General features: G+C 69.1%; 13 protein-coding genes and 1 pseudogene. 6 read left to right on the top strand and 8 right to left on the bottom strand.

The annotated features are described in order from the left end of the window. Positions 1–93 precede the first annotated feature (93 nt). The 3 genes and pseudogenes from ACZ7L4_RS03760 to ACZ7L4_RS03770 all read left to right on the top strand — a co-directional run. Entirely contained in the window at positions 94–807 is a 714-nt protein-coding gene (locus tag ACZ7L4_RS03760) for a DUF899 domain-containing protein (protein WP_472099384.1), read from the top strand. A gap of 59 nt (positions 808–866) precedes the next feature. Beyond that, on the top strand, positions 867–2147 hold the full coding sequence (locus ACZ7L4_RS03765) for an MFS transporter (protein WP_472099386.1): 1281 nt from the start codon (positions 867–869) through the stop codon (positions 2145–2147). Between the two features lie 280 nt (positions 2148–2427). Continuing rightward, positions 2428–2617, top strand: a pseudogene (locus ACZ7L4_RS03770) (NAD-dependent formate dehydrogenase); the annotation flags it as partial. 156 nt (positions 2618–2773) lie between these two features. On the opposite strand, the gene ACZ7L4_RS03775 reads toward ACZ7L4_RS03770, so the two are convergent. The 3 genes from ACZ7L4_RS03775 to ACZ7L4_RS03785 are packed head-to-tail and all read right to left on the bottom strand — an operon-like array spanning position 2774 to position 6221. Then, the gene (locus tag ACZ7L4_RS03775) at positions 2774–4165 is read right to left on the bottom strand and encodes an MFS transporter (RefSeq protein WP_472099387.1); all 1392 of its coding nucleotides are present in this window, start codon (positions 4163–4165) and stop codon (positions 2774–2776) included. Positions 4166–4223: 58 nt separating this feature from the next. Beyond that, the gene (locus ACZ7L4_RS03780) at positions 4224–5144 is read right to left on the bottom strand and encodes an amidohydrolase family protein (protein ID WP_472099389.1); all 921 of its coding nucleotides are present in this window, start codon (positions 5142–5144) and stop codon (positions 4224–4226) included. Positions 5145–5195: 51 nt separating this feature from the next. Beyond that, on the bottom strand, positions 5196–6221 hold the full coding sequence (locus tag ACZ7L4_RS03785; RefSeq protein ID WP_472099391.1) for an amidohydrolase family protein: 1026 nt from the start codon (positions 6219–6221) through the stop codon (positions 5196–5198). A 236-nt stretch (positions 6222–6457) separates the two neighbouring features. Here ACZ7L4_RS03785 and ACZ7L4_RS03790 point away from each other — a divergent pair, with 236 nt between their 5' ends. Genes ACZ7L4_RS03790 through ACZ7L4_RS03800 form a run of 3 tightly spaced genes read left to right on the top strand, consistent with a single transcriptional unit; the run spans position 6458 to position 9530 of the window. Beyond that, entirely contained in the window at positions 6458–7141 is a 684-nt protein-coding gene (locus ACZ7L4_RS03790; protein ID WP_472099392.1) for a response regulator transcription factor, read from the top strand. An 11-nt stretch (positions 7142–7152) separates the two neighbouring features. After that, positions 7153–8553: a sensor histidine kinase gene (locus ACZ7L4_RS03795; RefSeq protein WP_472099393.1), complete on the top strand. Its 1401-nt coding sequence runs from the start codon at positions 7153–7155 to the stop codon at positions 8551–8553. Then, positions 8550–9530, top strand: coding sequence for a TAXI family TRAP transporter solute-binding subunit (locus ACZ7L4_RS03800; protein WP_472099395.1), 981 nt, complete (start codon positions 8550–8552; stop codon positions 9528–9530). Before ACZ7L4_RS03795 ends, ACZ7L4_RS03800 begins: the two co-directional genes overlap by 4 nt. 329 nt (positions 9531–9859) lie before the next feature. On the opposite strand, the gene ACZ7L4_RS03805 is transcribed toward ACZ7L4_RS03800, so the two are convergent. The 5 genes from ACZ7L4_RS03805 to ACZ7L4_RS03825 all read right to left on the bottom strand — a co-directional run bounded on the left by ACZ7L4_RS03805 (position 9860) and on the right by ACZ7L4_RS03825 (position 15058). Beyond that, positions 9860–10549, bottom strand: coding sequence for a 3'-5' exonuclease family protein (locus tag ACZ7L4_RS03805; protein ID WP_472099397.1), 690 nt, complete (start codon positions 10547–10549; stop codon positions 9860–9862). A gap of 571 nt (positions 10550–11120) precedes the next feature. After that, entirely contained in the window at positions 11121–11741 is a 621-nt protein-coding gene (locus tag ACZ7L4_RS03810; protein ID WP_472099399.1) for a dihydrofolate reductase family protein, read from the bottom strand. Between the two features lie 496 nt (positions 11742–12237). Then, the gene (locus tag ACZ7L4_RS03815; protein ID WP_472099401.1) at positions 12238–12846 is read right to left on the bottom strand and encodes a DUF5753 domain-containing protein; all 609 of its coding nucleotides are present in this window, start codon (positions 12844–12846) and stop codon (positions 12238–12240) included. A gap of 27 nt (positions 12847–12873) precedes the next feature. Continuing rightward, positions 12874–13263 (bottom strand): nucleoside triphosphate pyrophosphohydrolase family protein, encoded by a 390-nt coding sequence (locus ACZ7L4_RS03820; protein ID WP_472099403.1) that lies wholly within the window; start codon positions 13261–13263, stop codon positions 12874–12876. Positions 13264–13288: 25 nt separating this feature from the next. After that, entirely contained in the window at positions 13289–15058 is a 1770-nt protein-coding gene (locus tag ACZ7L4_RS03825) for an ATP-binding cassette domain-containing protein (RefSeq protein WP_472100384.1), read from the bottom strand. Positions 15059–15164 lie beyond the last annotated feature (106 nt).

The following is a 15164-nucleotide window of genomic DNA, read 5'->3' on the forward strand; positions in this document are numbered from 1 at the left end:
AAGGTTTCCGATCTCAGGATGTCGCCTCCCGGCGATCGGCTCCGACCTCTTGTCAAAGGCCTCGATCGAGGCACGTGAACGAGGAGGAGAACGATGAGCGATCCGCAGGTGGTCACGAGGGACGTCTGGCGCACGGCCCGACGGGAGCTGCTCGCTCGGGAGCAGGAGGCCATGCGGGTGCTGGCGGAGGCCGGCGCTGCCCGCAGGACACTGCCGATGGTGGCGGTCGACAAGGAGTACGTCCTCGAAGGCCCCGACGGCAAGGTCCGGCTGCCCGACCTGTTCGAGGGGCGCGGCCAACTGATCGTTTACCACTTCATGTTCGACCCGGCCTGGGACGCCGGCTGCAGGTTCTGCTCGTACCTGGTCGACAGCATCGGCGACCGCTCGCACCTGCACGCGCGGGACACCACGCTCGCGCTCGTCTCCCGGGCGCCGATCGCGAAGATCGAGGCGTTCCGCTCTCGCATGGGCTGGACCGTGCCCTGGTACTCCGCGTACGGCAGCGACTTCAACTACGACTTCCACGTGACCCAGGACGAGGCGGTCGCCCCCGTCGAGTACGGCTTCCAGGACAAAGAGGCCCTGCTGCGCGGCGGCGAGGAGTGGCGGACCCGGGGCGAGCAGTCCGGGCTCAGCGTCTTCGTCCGGCGCGCGGACGTCGTGCACCACGCCTACTCGGCGTACGGGGACGGCACCGACCTGCTGCTCGGGACCGACAACTACCTCGATCTCACCCCGCAGGGAAGGCCGTCGCCCGGTGCGAAGGGCACGTGGCTGCGGCATCACGACAGGTACGAGCCGTAGGCCCGCGGCGCGAACTCCTGGACAACCACCGCCTCTTCACCTCACCAAGGAAACCAAGCATGTCGAAGCAGAGCAGTCGTGCCGCAACCCGGCCGGAGGGCGCCGCACCCGGAGCCGGGCGGTCGGAGTCGGGCGGCCTCCTGGATCCCGGCGCGGCGGTGCGCGCCCGCTGGGCGATCACCGCGGTGTTCTTCATCAACGGGCTGTTGTTGGCCAGTTACATCGTGCGGATCCCGTCGCTGAAGGCCGACCTGGGGCTCACCTCGTCCCAACTTGGCGTCCTCCTGACGCTTTTCGGGGTGTCGGCCCTGTTCACCATGCAGTTCGTCGGGCGGCTCGTCGCCCGGTTCGGCAGCGTGCGCCTGATCCGGCTCACCCTGGGGCTGCTGCCCCTGGCGCTGGGCGGGGTCGGCCTCGCCCACGACGCTGTACGTCTGGCCCTCGCGCTGATCGTGATGGGCACCGTGCACGGCACCCTCGACGTGGCCATGAACGGCCACGCGGTGGTGGTGGAACGCCTGCGGCAACGCCCGATCATGAACGGCTGCCATGCGGCCTGGAGTGTCAGCGCCGTCCTCGGCTCGCTGATCGGCTCGGCGGTGCTGCGGGCCGGCGTGTCCCCGGCGGGGCATCTGCTGTGGGTCGGCGGGGTGCTGCTGCCGGTCGGACTGGCCGCCTCGGTGTGGCTGCTGCCCGCGGCGGCGGACCGCGCGAGCGGGCCCGCGGCCGGGCCGAAGCGGTCCCGCGTCCGACGGCGCGACGGCTGGAGCGGGCGGATCCTGGTCCTCGGCGCGATGGGCCTGGCGCTGATGATCTGCGAGGCCGCGGTGACCAGTTGGAGCGGGGTGTTCCTGCACGACAGCCGGGGCGCGACGCTCAGCGCGGCGGCCCTCGGGTACACCGCCTTCACCCTGTGCCAAGCGGTCGGTCGGCTGGTCGGTGACCGGCTGACCGAGCGGGTGGGCGGCCGGAGGCTGTTCCGGCTCAACGGCTCGATCACCGTGGTGGGCCTGGTCGTCGTGGTCGTGGGCCCGTCTCAGCTCGTCTCCACGGTGGGCTTCGCGGTGATGGGGATCGGTACGTCAGTGCTGGTCCCGCTGATCTTCAGCGCGGCGGGCCACGCCGGCGGCCAGGGGCCGGGCGCCGCTATGTTCGTCTCCCGGGTCACCACGTTTACCTACGCGGGCGTCCTGGCGGGTCCGGCGCTGGTGGGCTGGCTTGCCCAGGTGTTCGACCTGGCGTGGACCTTCGCCGGGATCATTCCGGTGATGCTCGCCGTGGTCCTCGGCGCCCGGACCATGGCCGCGGCGGGCACCGAGGAGGCCGCCCCGAAGACCTGACGCCACCGATGCCCTGATCATGGCCCGCAGTCCGCCCCTCAGTGGCCGTAGCCGACGGTCAGGGTGTCGAAGACGGGGAATGTCCGGCCGGCAGGTACTCCTGCGCTGATTCGAGGGCCCGGACGGAAACTGATCTGTTGGCCAGGTGATGTGAGGCATTGGTGGTGGCCGTAGCGATGGTGGGGCGTTGCGTGACTTGTGAGTCCTCGACGCCCTTACCGCCGTGACATTCCGATGCTCGCTGGACGGTGAACGAGCCCGTGTTCGTGACATGGGCGCCGACTTCACACCCGGTCACCTGCTCGGCAGCGTCTCCGGTGAGCTGGGCCTGCGGGCCCTCCTGGAAAGCCGTGGCCTCACCCCGTTCGTCACCTCCGGCTAAAGAGGGCGACGGCAGCGTCTTCGACCGCGATCTGCCCGACGCAGACGTCGTGATCTCGCAGCCGTTCTGGCCCGCCGACCTCATCGCAGCCGCCAAGAACGCTCGTATGTCGCCGCGGGACTGCCGCCTCGTCACCGAGGTTGTTCCCCGCCGGCGGGCCCAGTAGCAGCAACGGCTGCGCAGACACTCGGCTGGAAGATGCACTCACGTTGGCGGAGTGCATCCGTCGGCCCTGATGCACTCCTTACGGGCTCTGCGGTTCGGCTGCCCGTCGTCCGCCTGACGCGGTCGCCTCTTCGCGTGCTTCGGCCAGGATGAGGCGGGCGCGGCGGGTGCGGGGGCCGAACAGGGCCAGGGCGATGGCGCCCACCAGCCAGGTGCCGGCGATGAAGTAGAAGACGCTGCGGTAGCCGTGGTTGGTGTACAGCGCCGCGACGATCAGCGGGCCCGCCGCGTTCGACAGGCGGCCGAGACCGTACGAGACGCTCGTGCCCAGGGAGCGGCCGCGGGTGTCGAAGAGCTCGGGGGAGTAGGCGTACGCCAGCGCGGTGTAGCCACGCTCGAAGAAGTTCACCAGGAAGCCGAACACGACGATGAAGACCGGACTGAACGTGAGCCCGTACAGCAGGCCGCACACCGCGATGACCGTGCCGAACACCGTCAGCGACCACTTGCGCTCGAAACGGTCCGTGACCAGCGACGCCAGGTACGAGCCGAGCGGTGCGCCGACCGTGGTGAGTGCCACGTAGAAGACGGACTTCTCGACGCTGAGGCCCTCCTTGGCCAGCAGGGTCGGTGCCCAGCTCGAATAGCCGAAGAAGCCGATGGTCTGGGTCACCCACAGGACGGTCAGGAGGAGGGTCGGAAGCAGGTACTTCTTCTGGAGGAGCAGCTTCAACGGGGCCTTCTGGGCCGGGACTTCCTCCGCCGGTGGTGCCGGTTCCGGAAGCGGGCCCTTCTCCGCGGCGACCTGGTCCTCGATCTCGCGCAGCACGTGGTCCGCCGCCGCGTGCTCGCCCCGGCTCTCCAGCCAGCGCGGCGACTCCTTGAGGTGCCGGGTGAACAGGACCAGCAGGATGCCGAGCGAGCCCCACAGGTAGACCAGGCGCCACGACCAGTCGCTGAGCGGGACGACGAGGCTGGCGATGAGGTTGGTGACCGGGGTGCCGCAGATGCCGATGACGATGGCGTACGCCTGGTACTTGCCGCGCACCGCCGCCGGATACATCTCGTTGACGTAGACGACGGCGACCACCGTCATAGCCGACAGGCCCGCCGATGTCAGGACGCGGAACACACCGAGGGACACCAGGTCCCAGGCGAACACCGAGGTGAACGAGAAGAACGCGAAGAACAGCGTTGTCTGCACCAGGGCCCGTTTGCGTCCCCACCGGTCCGCGACGGCGCCACCGACGATCGAGCCGATGAACATGCCGACGAAGGAGAGGGAGGTGACGTAGGCGACTTGATTGACCGTCACCCCCCATACGTCGACGAGTTTCGGTGCTGTGGTGGCGAAGCTGTTGATGTCGGCGAACTCGAAGAAGTAGGCGAACGACACGGCGAGCAGGGTGAGTTTGTGGAACCGGGATATCGGCAGCCTGTCGATCCGGTTGAGTGCGTTGGAGGGGGACATGTGACGCCTTCGTCAGGTGAGTCGGGGAGGGGGAGGCCGAGCCGAGCGGGCCGGGGGCTCAGAGGGTTTCGTCGGGCCAGTACAGGCGCATCGGGTTGTCGACGAGGAGCCTGTGCTGCTCGTCGGCGGTCGTCGCCACCTGCGGCACGTAGTCGACCAGGAGGCCGTCGTCGGGCATGTGGTCGGTGAGGTTGGGGTGCGGCCAGTCCGTGCCCCACAGCGCGCGGTCGCCGAACTCCTCGATCACGCGGCGGCCGAAGGGGACGACGTCCGTGTACGCGCGCCGCTGTCCGTCGAGCGCGGCGGGGCCGGTGACGGTGAGGCGCTCGGGGCATGTCACCTTCACCCACACGTCGTTGCGGTCGACGAAGCGCAGAAAGCGGCTGAATTCCGGGCCGTTCACGGGCTCGCGCACGTCCGGGCGCCCCATGTGGTCGATGACCAGGGGAGTGGGCAGCGAGCCGAAGAAGTCCTCCAGGTCGGGCAGGTCGGCGCTCTCGAAGTACAGGACGATGTGCCAGCCCAGCGGGGCGATCTTCCGCGCGATCGTACGGAGCGCGTCCTTGGGCGAGGTGTCCACCAGGCGTCGTACGAAGTTGAAGCGGACTCCGCGCACCCCCGCCGCGTCGAGCTCGCGCAGCTCGGCCTCGGTGATGTCCGGGCGGACGGTGGCGATGCCCCGCGCCCTGCCGCCCGCGGAGCGGACGGCGTCGACCATGGCGGAGTTGTCCGCTCCGTGACAGGTGGCCTGCACGATCACATTGCGGGCGAGGCCCAAGTGGTCGCGGAGGGCGAACAGTTGGTCCTTGCCGCCATCGCACGGTGTGTACTTGCGTTCCGGCGCGAAAGGGAAGTCGGCCTGCGGGCCGAAGACGTGACAGTGGGTGTCGACGGCTCCGGCCGGCAGCCGGAACGTCGGCGCGGACGGTCCTTCGTACCAGTCGAGCCATCCGGGGGTCTTGGGGGCAAGGGTGTGCACTGCTCTGCTCTCCGTACGGGGTGGTGTGTCGGGCGCGGTGGTGTGTGTGGCTCAGCGGCCCTGGCGCTTCAGCAGTGCGTCCAGGCGGGGGTACACGGCGCGGGTGTTGTACTCCTGGATCGCCGCGAGGTCGTCCGTGGGCAGTCCGGCCGCCTCGGTGTACCGGCGTGTGTCGTCGAAGTGGTGGCCGGTGCACGGGTCGATGTCGCGGACGGCGCCGATCATCTCGGAGGCGAAGAGGATGTTCCGCGACGGAATGACGTCGTACAGGAGGTCGGATCCCGGTTGGTGGTAGACGCAGGTGTCGAAGAAGACGTTGCCGAGGACGTGGTCCTCCAGGGGCGGCTTGCCGAGAGCCATCGCCAGGCCGCGGAAGCGCCCCCAGTGGTACGGGACGGCGCCGCCACCGTGCGGGATGACCAGCCGCAGCGTCGGGAAGTCGGTGAACAGGTCGCCCTGGACGAGCTGCATGAACGCCGTGGTGTCGGCGTTGAGGTAGTGCGCGCCGGTGGTGTGGAAGGCCGGGTTGACGCTCGTACTGACATGGACCATCGCCGGGATGTCGTACTCCACCATCTTCTCGTAGACGGGGTACCAGGAGCGGTCGGTGAGCGGCGGCGCGGTCCAGTGCCCGCCCGAGGGGTCGGGGTTGAGGTTGAGTGCGACCGCCCCCAACTCCTCGACGCATCGCGTGAGTTCGGGGATGCAGGTGGCCGGGTCGACGCCGGGGGACTGCGGGAGCATCGCGGCGGGGGCGAAACGCTCGGGGTAGAGCTGTGCGACGCGGTGGCACAGGTCGTTGCAGATCGACGCCCAGGCCGCCGAGGTGGCGAAGTCACCGATGTGGTGTGCCATGAAAGAGGCGCGCGGCGAGAAGACGGTCAGGTCGATGCCACGTTCGTCCATCAGGCGCAGCTGGTTCGGTTCGATGCTCTCGCGCAGCTCGTCGTCGCTGATCTGCAGCTCGCTTCGCGCGGGGGAGGGTGTGTCGCCGGTGAGCGAGGCGATCTGCCGCTTGCGCCAGGATTCGAGCGCCGACGGTGCGGTCGTGTAGTGGCCGTGGCAGTCGATGATCATGTGCTGTGTCCTTAGGGGCCGGCTCTGTCGTCTTCGACGGCAGCACCCTCACCCCGGACCGTGCGGACCCGCGACGGCCCCGCACACGGACCTAACCGTCCCTTAACATTCCGGGCCCTCCGAGGAGCCCGTCGACCGGTTCCCGCTCACCGGCCACGGAGTGTGCTCAGGGGCGTGGTCTACATTCGGGCGTGAGCGGTTTCCGCGTAGACACCGCTGATGGGAGGCGGGAGACAGTGCAGATACTGCTTGCGGAGGACGACGACGGGGTGGCCGCGGCGCTCCTCGAGGTCCTCTACGACCACGGCCATGTCGCCCGGCGGGTCAAGCACGGCAGGGACGTCCTGACCTACCACCGCAGCTCCGACCTGCTGCTCCTCGATCTGGGCCTGCCCGACATGGACGGCCTCGACGTACTGCGGTCCCTGCGTGCGGTGAGTGACATGCCGGTGGTGGTGCTGACCGCGCGTGGCGACGAGCGTTCGGTGGTGCGCGGGCTGCGGCTCGGCGCCGACGACTACCTGGTGAAGCCCGTTCGGCTCGCGGAACTGCTCGCCCGCATCGACACCGTCACCCGGCGCAGTGCCGCGAAGAGCGCCCCGGCGGCGAGCAGAGTCCTGGCCGGTGACGTCGAGGTCGACCTCGACGCACGGCGGGTCCAGGCAGGCGGGGCGGACGTCGAGCTGACCACCAAGGAGTTCGACATCCTCGCCGTGCTCGCCACGCATGCCGGAACGGCCGTGAGCCGCGAGCAGGTCCTGGACGAGGTGTGGGGCGACGCCCACCACGGTGTGTCCCGCTCGCTCGACGTGCACCTCACCCAGCTGCGGGCCAAGCTGTCTCGTCCCGAGCTGCTCACGACGATCCGCGGCTTCGGCTACCGCTTCGGTGACGACGCCGCGTCCGGCCGCACGGACTGAGGATCGGTCACGTGCGCAACCGGGTCCAGGCGGCACTCCTCGCGTTCGTGGTGCTCGCTGTGGCCGCGTTCGCCGTACCGCTGCTGGTGTCCACCGCATCCGACCGCACACAGCAGCTGGTGCTCGCCCGCAGTTCCGACCTCGACCGCTTCGCCTCGCTGATGGACCAGGCGGCGACCACCGGGGACACCGCCGCGGTGGTCGCCGAGGCGCGGCGCTACACCCGGCTGTACGGGGAGGCGCTCGTCGTCACCGACGCGCGCCACAAGCCGGTGGTGCAAACCGGTGGGATGCGGGCCGCCGATCCGGCCGTGTCACGTCTCATCGACGCGGCCCTGCGCAATCAGACCGCGCACCCCACGGGCTCGCTGACGCCCTGGTCGGGAGGGCACAGGATGTTCGCCGAGCCCGCGGGCACCGGCACCCAGGTGTCCGGCGCCATCGTCCTGCGGGCCTCCGTACGGGCGGCGGCCGGTGACATCGCCTGGCGCTGGGCAGTTGTCCTCGCCGCGGCGGCCGCGGTCGCGCTTGCCTGCACGGCCCTCGCTCGCGCGGTGACCCGCTGGGTGGTCAGACCGCTGCGCCGCCTCGATCGCGCCGTCGGTCAGCTCGCCGCAGGACTGCCCCCGGAACACACCCACGCCTCCGGGCCGCCCGAACTGCGCCAACTGGCCACCGGATTCAACCGGATGGCCAGCACCGTGACCTCCGCCCTGGAACAACAGCGCCGGCTCGTCGCCGACACCTCCCACCAGATGCGCAACCCCATGGCCGCTCTCAGGCTTCGTGTCGACGCGCTGCACGCCCACCTGCCCGCCGTGGCGGACCGCACGTACACCGGAGTCACCACCGAACTCGACCGGTTGGAGACACTCCTCGACGACATGCTGGTGCTCGCCACGGCGGAACACCGGGCCGGTGAGCTGACGGTGACCGATGGACCGTACGCACCCTGCGACGCGGCGGCCGTCGCGGCCGAGCAGCACCGCCTGTGGGAACCGGTCGCCCGCCGCTCCGGAGCACACCTCACCACGCATCCCGCGGTCCCCGTCCTCGTCGCTTGCACGGAACACGAGCTCGCCCAGATCACCGACATCCTCCTCGACAACGCCATCAAGTACGCGGGCCAGGACGCCGCGATCACGCTGGGCTGCACCGTGGAGGGCCCGAACGCAGTCCTCACGGTGACGGACGACGGCCCCGGCCTGGACGCCGAGGAACTCACCCGCGCCACGGAACGGTTCTGGCGTTCGGGCAAGCAGTCCGGCACGACGGGCACGGGTCTCGGCCTCGCCATCGCGGAACAGCTCCTCGCGGGGCGCGGCGGACACCTGGAACTCGGCCCGGCGCGGCCTCGCGGGCTGCGCGCGCGAGCGGTCGTGCCACGGGCCGCCGAGGAGGCTCCCCGATGAACCGCCGTACGGTCGTGCGCGCCGCGCTCGGCACCGCGGGCGGCGTCGCCCTCGGCGGCGCTCTCACCGGAGACATCTCCGGGATCGGCCGCGGTCCCAGCGGAGTGCTGCGCCTGGCGACCGGAGAACCGACCGCCTTCTACGAGGCTTTCGGGCACCTCCTGGCCGATGAACTCACGGCGGCACACCCCGGCCTGCAATGCCACGTCCGCACCACTTCGGGCAGCGTCGACAACATCAAGCGGCTGCGGGACGGCCGGGCCGATCTCGCCCTCGTCCTCACCGCCACCGCACAGGACGCCGCGGGCACCGACGTGTTCGCACGACCTGTGCCGCTGCGGGCGATCGGCCGGGTCTACGAGACCTACCTCCAGTTCGCGGTGCGCGCCGACACGGGTGTGCGGACCGTGGCCGACCTGAGCGGACACGTCGTCTCACTGGGGGCCCCGGGCTCCGGGGCGGCCGTCTTCGGGGAACGGCTGCTGCGCGCGGCGGGCCTGTCGGCCGGAACCGACGTGCGCGTACGCCATCTGCCGTTGAACGACGCGGCGGACGCCATGGCGGCCGGGTCCGTGGACGGGCTGCTCGTGGCGGGCGGCGTGCCCCTGCCCGCGCTCAAGGACCTCGACCAGCGGCCGGGCCTGCGCTTCCTGCCGCTGGCCGAGCTGTTGCCCCGGATGGGCGGCCGCGACGCACGGGCAGCTTCGGGTCTTGAACAGGTGGCGCTGCCCCAGGATGCGTACCGGGCGGCAGGCGGGGTGGCCACCATAGGTGTTTCGAACCTCTTGGTGTGCCGCCCCGACCTCGACCGGGACGTGGCCGGAGCGCTCACTCGCCTGCTGGTCCGGCGTGCCACGTCCCTCGTCCCGGACAACGCTGTGGGCACCCAGTTCCTCGACGTCCGCAGCCTGATCGGCACCGGAGGCGTCGCCCTGCACCCAGGGGCGCTCGCGGCGTACCGGGCGCTGCACGGCTGATCGACACAACTGCGAGCTGCCGCGATCGCCTCGGTGAGGAGCGAATCGTTGCCGTGAGCAGTCGTTGCCGTGACCGCCTTGGCGCCCGAAGCTGTCCACGGCCATCGGGCTCCCCTCCATCCGCCCCGCCCGCAGCAACGCGACCAATCCCAACATCGGTCGCGGGAAGGTGATCCGCCTGGCACCGCTCGCTGGTTCAGCAAGCTACGCAGAGGCCACAAGGAGGGCCTGCAACATTGCCGACCAGATATTCGTCATTGGGGTGCCGCGCCGCTTTGCCCCCTGGACGCGCCGGGGACCACCGTGGTGCGGTATGCGCCAGCCTGTTGTCAGGCGGGAGCGTGGTCGATCCAGGCTGACATCTCGACGGTTTCCAGGGGCCAGTGGCGGTCGGTGGTGATCCCGGGGCGACGCGCCTCCAGCTTCTCGATGAACTGGCTGTGCCAAAGCATCTGTTGCCGGTGCAGGGCGGGTCGTGACAGGCGTCCGATGGCGGGGTGGCAGGCCGCGATGACCTGTGCGAGGACGAGGGAGGTCTCCGCGTCGCTGGCGGGGTTGCTGGGGTCGTCATGGTGGACGCCGTACCACTCGGCGACGTTCTGGAGGCGGCGCACGCCGGAGCGGCAAGGCTCGGCGTGCCGGTCCAGCACGAGGGGGTCGCAGATCGGGGACAGGCCGCTGGGTAGTCGGGCGGACAACGGTGCGAGTCCGGGCCGGGTCAACTCCGTTTCCAGGATGGTGAGTACGAACGGGGCGTACCAGACGACCAAGGGCTCTTTGGCGGCCAGGTACTCGGTCACCATCGTTGCCAACTCGCCCAGCACCTCGGCGGCAGCGACCCCTTCGGCGCGTGCCTGCTCCACGGTGATGTGGTGGCTCTTGGACGGTGCGACGGACAGCGGACCGGTGCCCGGGTCGACAAGCCAGCACTTTCGCGTCCCGTCCGTGGTGCACACCGCCGCGCCCAGGATGCGGTCGAGGCTGTAGCGGTTGCCCGTGGTCGCGATGTCCAGAGCCATGAGGTGGCGCCGCTGCCAGCCCGAGTGACGGCGACGGGGCGGCGGCGCGGGCTCCCGGACATGTTCACGGTGGTACACGTCCCAACCGCCGAACACAGTGTTCGCCACCACCCCCGAGCCTGCCGCGACTGTCTTCCCGCACGTCTCGCACTGCCCGTCTCGCTGGTTGGGACGCAGCGCGGAGGGGTCCGAGGTGGTGCCGTCCGGGTCGGGTGTCGGGGCGTGCGCCGGATGGTAGATCACCCACCGGCCCCACGCGCTGCGCAGCAGTGTTCCGGCCTCGGCTTCGACTTGCTCGCCGCACCGAGCGCACTGACTTGCGTACCGGTTCGTCCGTGCAGGATCAGTCACTGTGCACCTCCCGGGAATGGCATGCAACCACCAACGACTTGAATCGTCCATCCGCCGGGCGCATGGGGGCGGCCTGGGCTGGATGCCAGTAAGAAGGTTTGAGGAGTACCTGGCCAGGGGGCACTCCGACCTGCACCCTCAACGGGCAGCCCGCCGTCGTCGACGATGGCAGGCTCGAAGGCACGACCAACGACGAGACCATTCGAGCGACGCCCTGCGCTCAGGGCAGCACGCGATAGGTCACGTGTGTGACCGAGTCCGCTGCTCGCGACTCCACCTGTTCGAGATTCAGTGACGGCACGCCGTCGAACAGCCGCGTACCGGCGCCGAGCGTGAACGGCACAATGTGCAGCCGCAGCTCGTCGATCAAGCCTGCGGCGAGGTACTGGTTGATGGTGGTCGCACCCCCGTGGATCGACACGTTGCGGCCCCCGGCAGCCTCGCGAGCCTGCCGCAGGGCGGATTCAATGCCGTCGGTGACGAAGTGGAAAGTGGTGCCGCCGTCCATCGGTTGCGGGTCACGCGGGTGGTGGGTGAGCACGAACACCGGTGCGTGGTATGGCGGATTGTCGCCCCACCAGCCCTTCCACTGTCGATCCCATGCACCGCGTACGGGGCCGAACATGTTGCGCCCCATGATGAAGGCGCCGACCACCGTCAGTCGGTCGAGCTCAGCCTGCCGCTGCTCCGGGGTTTCGAACATCCAGGCGTGCAGCCTGTCGCCCCAGCCATCACCGGCGTCGTCGCCGAACGGGCGCTCCTCGGTCTGGTTGAGTCCGGCCGAGTACCCGTCGACGGAGATCGAGAGGTCGCAGGTCACCTTGCCAAAATGTTGGGTCATAGTGCCGTCCCCTTCGTGGCAGCCTTCCGTGCTTTTGCATAGCAGTCCGATCGGTTCTCACTGGGGTGGAACGTTCCGGGCCAGCTAACTCATCGTGCGGCCATACTGCCGTCCCGGAGCTACTCAACTTGCCCGCGCCCTTTGGCCCTGTACTCAACCTTCGACGACACGAACTCGCGTCCGCCGAGGTTCGACCGCGAGCTGACACTGAAGCTCTGACGGCGCCGCTTCCAGCCGCGCGTGCGGATGTCGACGCCGTGGCCGGCTTGACCGGCTCGGCCTCGGATCCATCTTTGCGGCTGTTTCCTCGCCGCCGCTTGTGCGGGGGCCGCGCACGACTGGAAGAGGTACTCCTGCCAGAGTGCGCGGCCCTCATTCGATGCGAGCCATGCCGTCGCAGTCGGCACCCGTATATCTCCATGCCCCGGCTACCGTCACGGGTGGACACAGGGGCGACCACCTGTGACAGCACGGAACGTGGGTGGGCTCGGATCTGTTACAGCTCGCGGAGTTCGGCTCGGATCAGGGCGCGGGCCTCGTCGCCGTAAACGGCACTTCGCGTCAGAATCCCGAACGCGCGGCGGTAGATGGCGACTTGCGTGTCTTCTGTGATGGTCGGAGTGTCCCCGTAGTTCTCGATCTCAACGCGCGTGCCGTCGAAGAGGCCGAACGAGTTCCCGGGATAGATCTCAAGCTGCGCACGGTCGGGGATGATGCCCAAAGCAAGTCCGTGCAGATCGATCGACTCCAGTAGGCGCTCCAGTTGTCCATGCATCACCTGCGTGCCGCCTACGTTGCGGCGCAGGGCGGACTCGCCGAGCAGGACGTGGTGGGTGCGCCCGCCTTGGCCGATCAGGTTCGCACGAGCTGTTCGGGCGGTGACTCCGGCTTCGATGTCGTCGGGAAAGCCGTGGAAGTCGACAACCAGCCGCAGCATCGCGCGAGCGTAGTCGGGTGTCTGGAGGTTCCCCCAGATGATGTTCTGGCAGTAGTGCTCCGAATGCGATGTGTTGCGAACGAGGTCAAGGAAGGCTTCTTGAGTGGGGCCCATTCCTTCCTGATGGAGTTGCGACCAGGGCTTCGTCGGCGGCGTCGGGTTGGTCATGGAGTCGTCCCTTCGGTGGCGCTGAAATCAGCTGGGCTGGTCTGTGGACAGCGATTTGGAGGCTGAAGAGTCAGGCCCTTCTGGAGCGTGCGCCATAGGAGGGTTCGAAAGAAGGTCTCGGTCGATGATGCGCTGCATGTGGCCCGTGAATACAGATTCCGCATCGGGGTTCATGCGCATCAGCGCGACCATGCCAGTGACGATGACGTCGCACACCTCGGCTTCCACGTCCTGCCACGTGTGGGAATAGCCCTTGCGGGGGTTCTGGCCGGCGGCCCCGATGGCAGCTTCGGCGACTTCGCCGGCTTCCTCCTGGATCTTGAGTAGTTGGAACAGGATGCGATGTTCGTGGTCGTACCCGGAGTGGTCGTCGAGTCGACCTGCGAGCTGCTTGATGGCCTGCCAGGTGTCATTCATGTCTTCGCTCCTGTGGGGCAGTTGATCAGCGGTCTTTGGCGAGAGCGACGAGTTCTGCGAAGTGGCCGTTGGCGGCGACGAGTTCGTCGTAGGTTCCGTGCTCGACGACGCGGCCCTGGTCCATGACGAGGATGCGGTCGGCTAGCTTGGTATTGGCCAGTTGGTGGGTGACCACGATCGTCATGCGTTCGGCGGCCAGTCGTTTGATCTCGGTGAAGATGGCGTGTTCGCCGCGGGCGTCCATCTGTGAGGTCGGTTCGTCCAGCACGATCAGCGGGGTGCGGCGGTAGAGGGCGCGGCCGCAGACCAGGCGCTGCCATTGCCCGCCGGACAGCTCGACGCCACTCCAGAGTTCGCGGGCGAGGAGCGTGTCGAGCTGCTGGGGCAGTTTCTCGATCTCCGCACGCATGCCGACAGCGTCGACGACGTCCCACACCGGCCCGTCGTCGAGGGTCTTGGGCTGTCCGAGGGTGATGTTCTCTCGGACTCGCAGCGGCCAGCAGGCGAAGTTCTGCGGCACCAGCGCGGTGCGTGACCACACCGAGTCGGGTGCGGCCTGCGCGAGGTCGATGCCGTCCCAGAGGACGCGCCCCTTGTCGGCGAGGAGGATCCCCGTGATCGCTTTCACGAGGGTGGACTTGCCCGATCCGTTCTCGCCGACGACGGCGAGGATCTCACCGCGCCGCAGGGTGAGCGACACTCCGTCGACGGCTGGCGAGTCCTTGCCCGGGTACTGGTAGACCACTTCGTCCAGGCGGATCTCGTCGACGCGCTCCGGGATGGTCAGCGCGCCTCTTTTCGGGGCGCGTTCGTGCGCCAGGTCGAGGAAGGAGCGCATGTCGGCCAGGTAGAGCGAAGTGTGGAACAGTGCCGCGCCGTGGATGACGAACTGCGACAGCGCGCCCAGCGTCGTCTGCACGGCGACCAGGGCGGTGGCAGCGACGGGCAGGGCGATGCGGCCGGTGGCGGCCAGCCAGGCGAGGGTGGCCCAGGTGCCGAACAAGAAGGTGCCGCCGAGCGCGCTGGTGGCCAGGACGATGCGCAGCATCCTGGGGGCCGCGGTCAGGGTGCGGGCGTCGATGCGCTCCGACAGGGCCCGGTACCAGTACGTGAGGTAGCTGGTCATGCCGTTGGCGCGGACCTCGTCGCCGTAGCGGGAGTACGTGGCCACCCACCGCATCATCGAGCGCACGTTGCGGTCGCCGACGTTGAGGTAGTGGGTCTCGTAGTCCACCCGGGCGGAGAGCACGGCTCCCACTCCGGCCGGGACGACGGCGAGCAGGAGCAGCGGCAGCAGCAGCGGGTGCAGGGCGGTGATGACGCTGCCGGCGGCGAGCATCCGGATCGCGGCGGACATGAACCGCTGGGCGTCCTGGATCATCAACCGGGTGCGGGTGACGCCGACTTCGGCGGCCTCTTGACGGTCGGTGAAGCCGTCTTCGCTGTATGCCGCCGATTCCACGCGCCAGACGGCCTCGACGAGCGCGACGTCCGCCTCGGTGAGCAGTACGGGCGTGATCCGGCCGTCCGCGTAGCTGGACAGGGCGCTGCTGATCCGACCGACTACCGCAGCCGCCGTCACGATGATCAGAGCGGGCAGTGCGCCGTGCAGACGTTCGGACACGGAGCCCGTACCCAGCAGGTGCGTCATCGATCGGGCTGTGAAGGCGAGCATCACGGCGGCCGCGATTCCGGTGAGCAGCTGGCAGGCCAGGAGCAGAAGGACGCCGGCTCTGTCGACGGCCCACGCCATGCGGGCGGTCTGCGCCAGGACGGTGGGCAGGCGACGGCACATGGCGCCGAAACTGGCGTCTGCCAGCGGGTTCTTGCCGAACTTGCCCACAAAGTTGAGATCAGCAGGTGGGGGAGGGGGCGGTGTCGTCGGGGTTGATGTTGAGGCG

This window comes from Streptomyces sp. NPDC107575, from assembly GCF_055657265.1.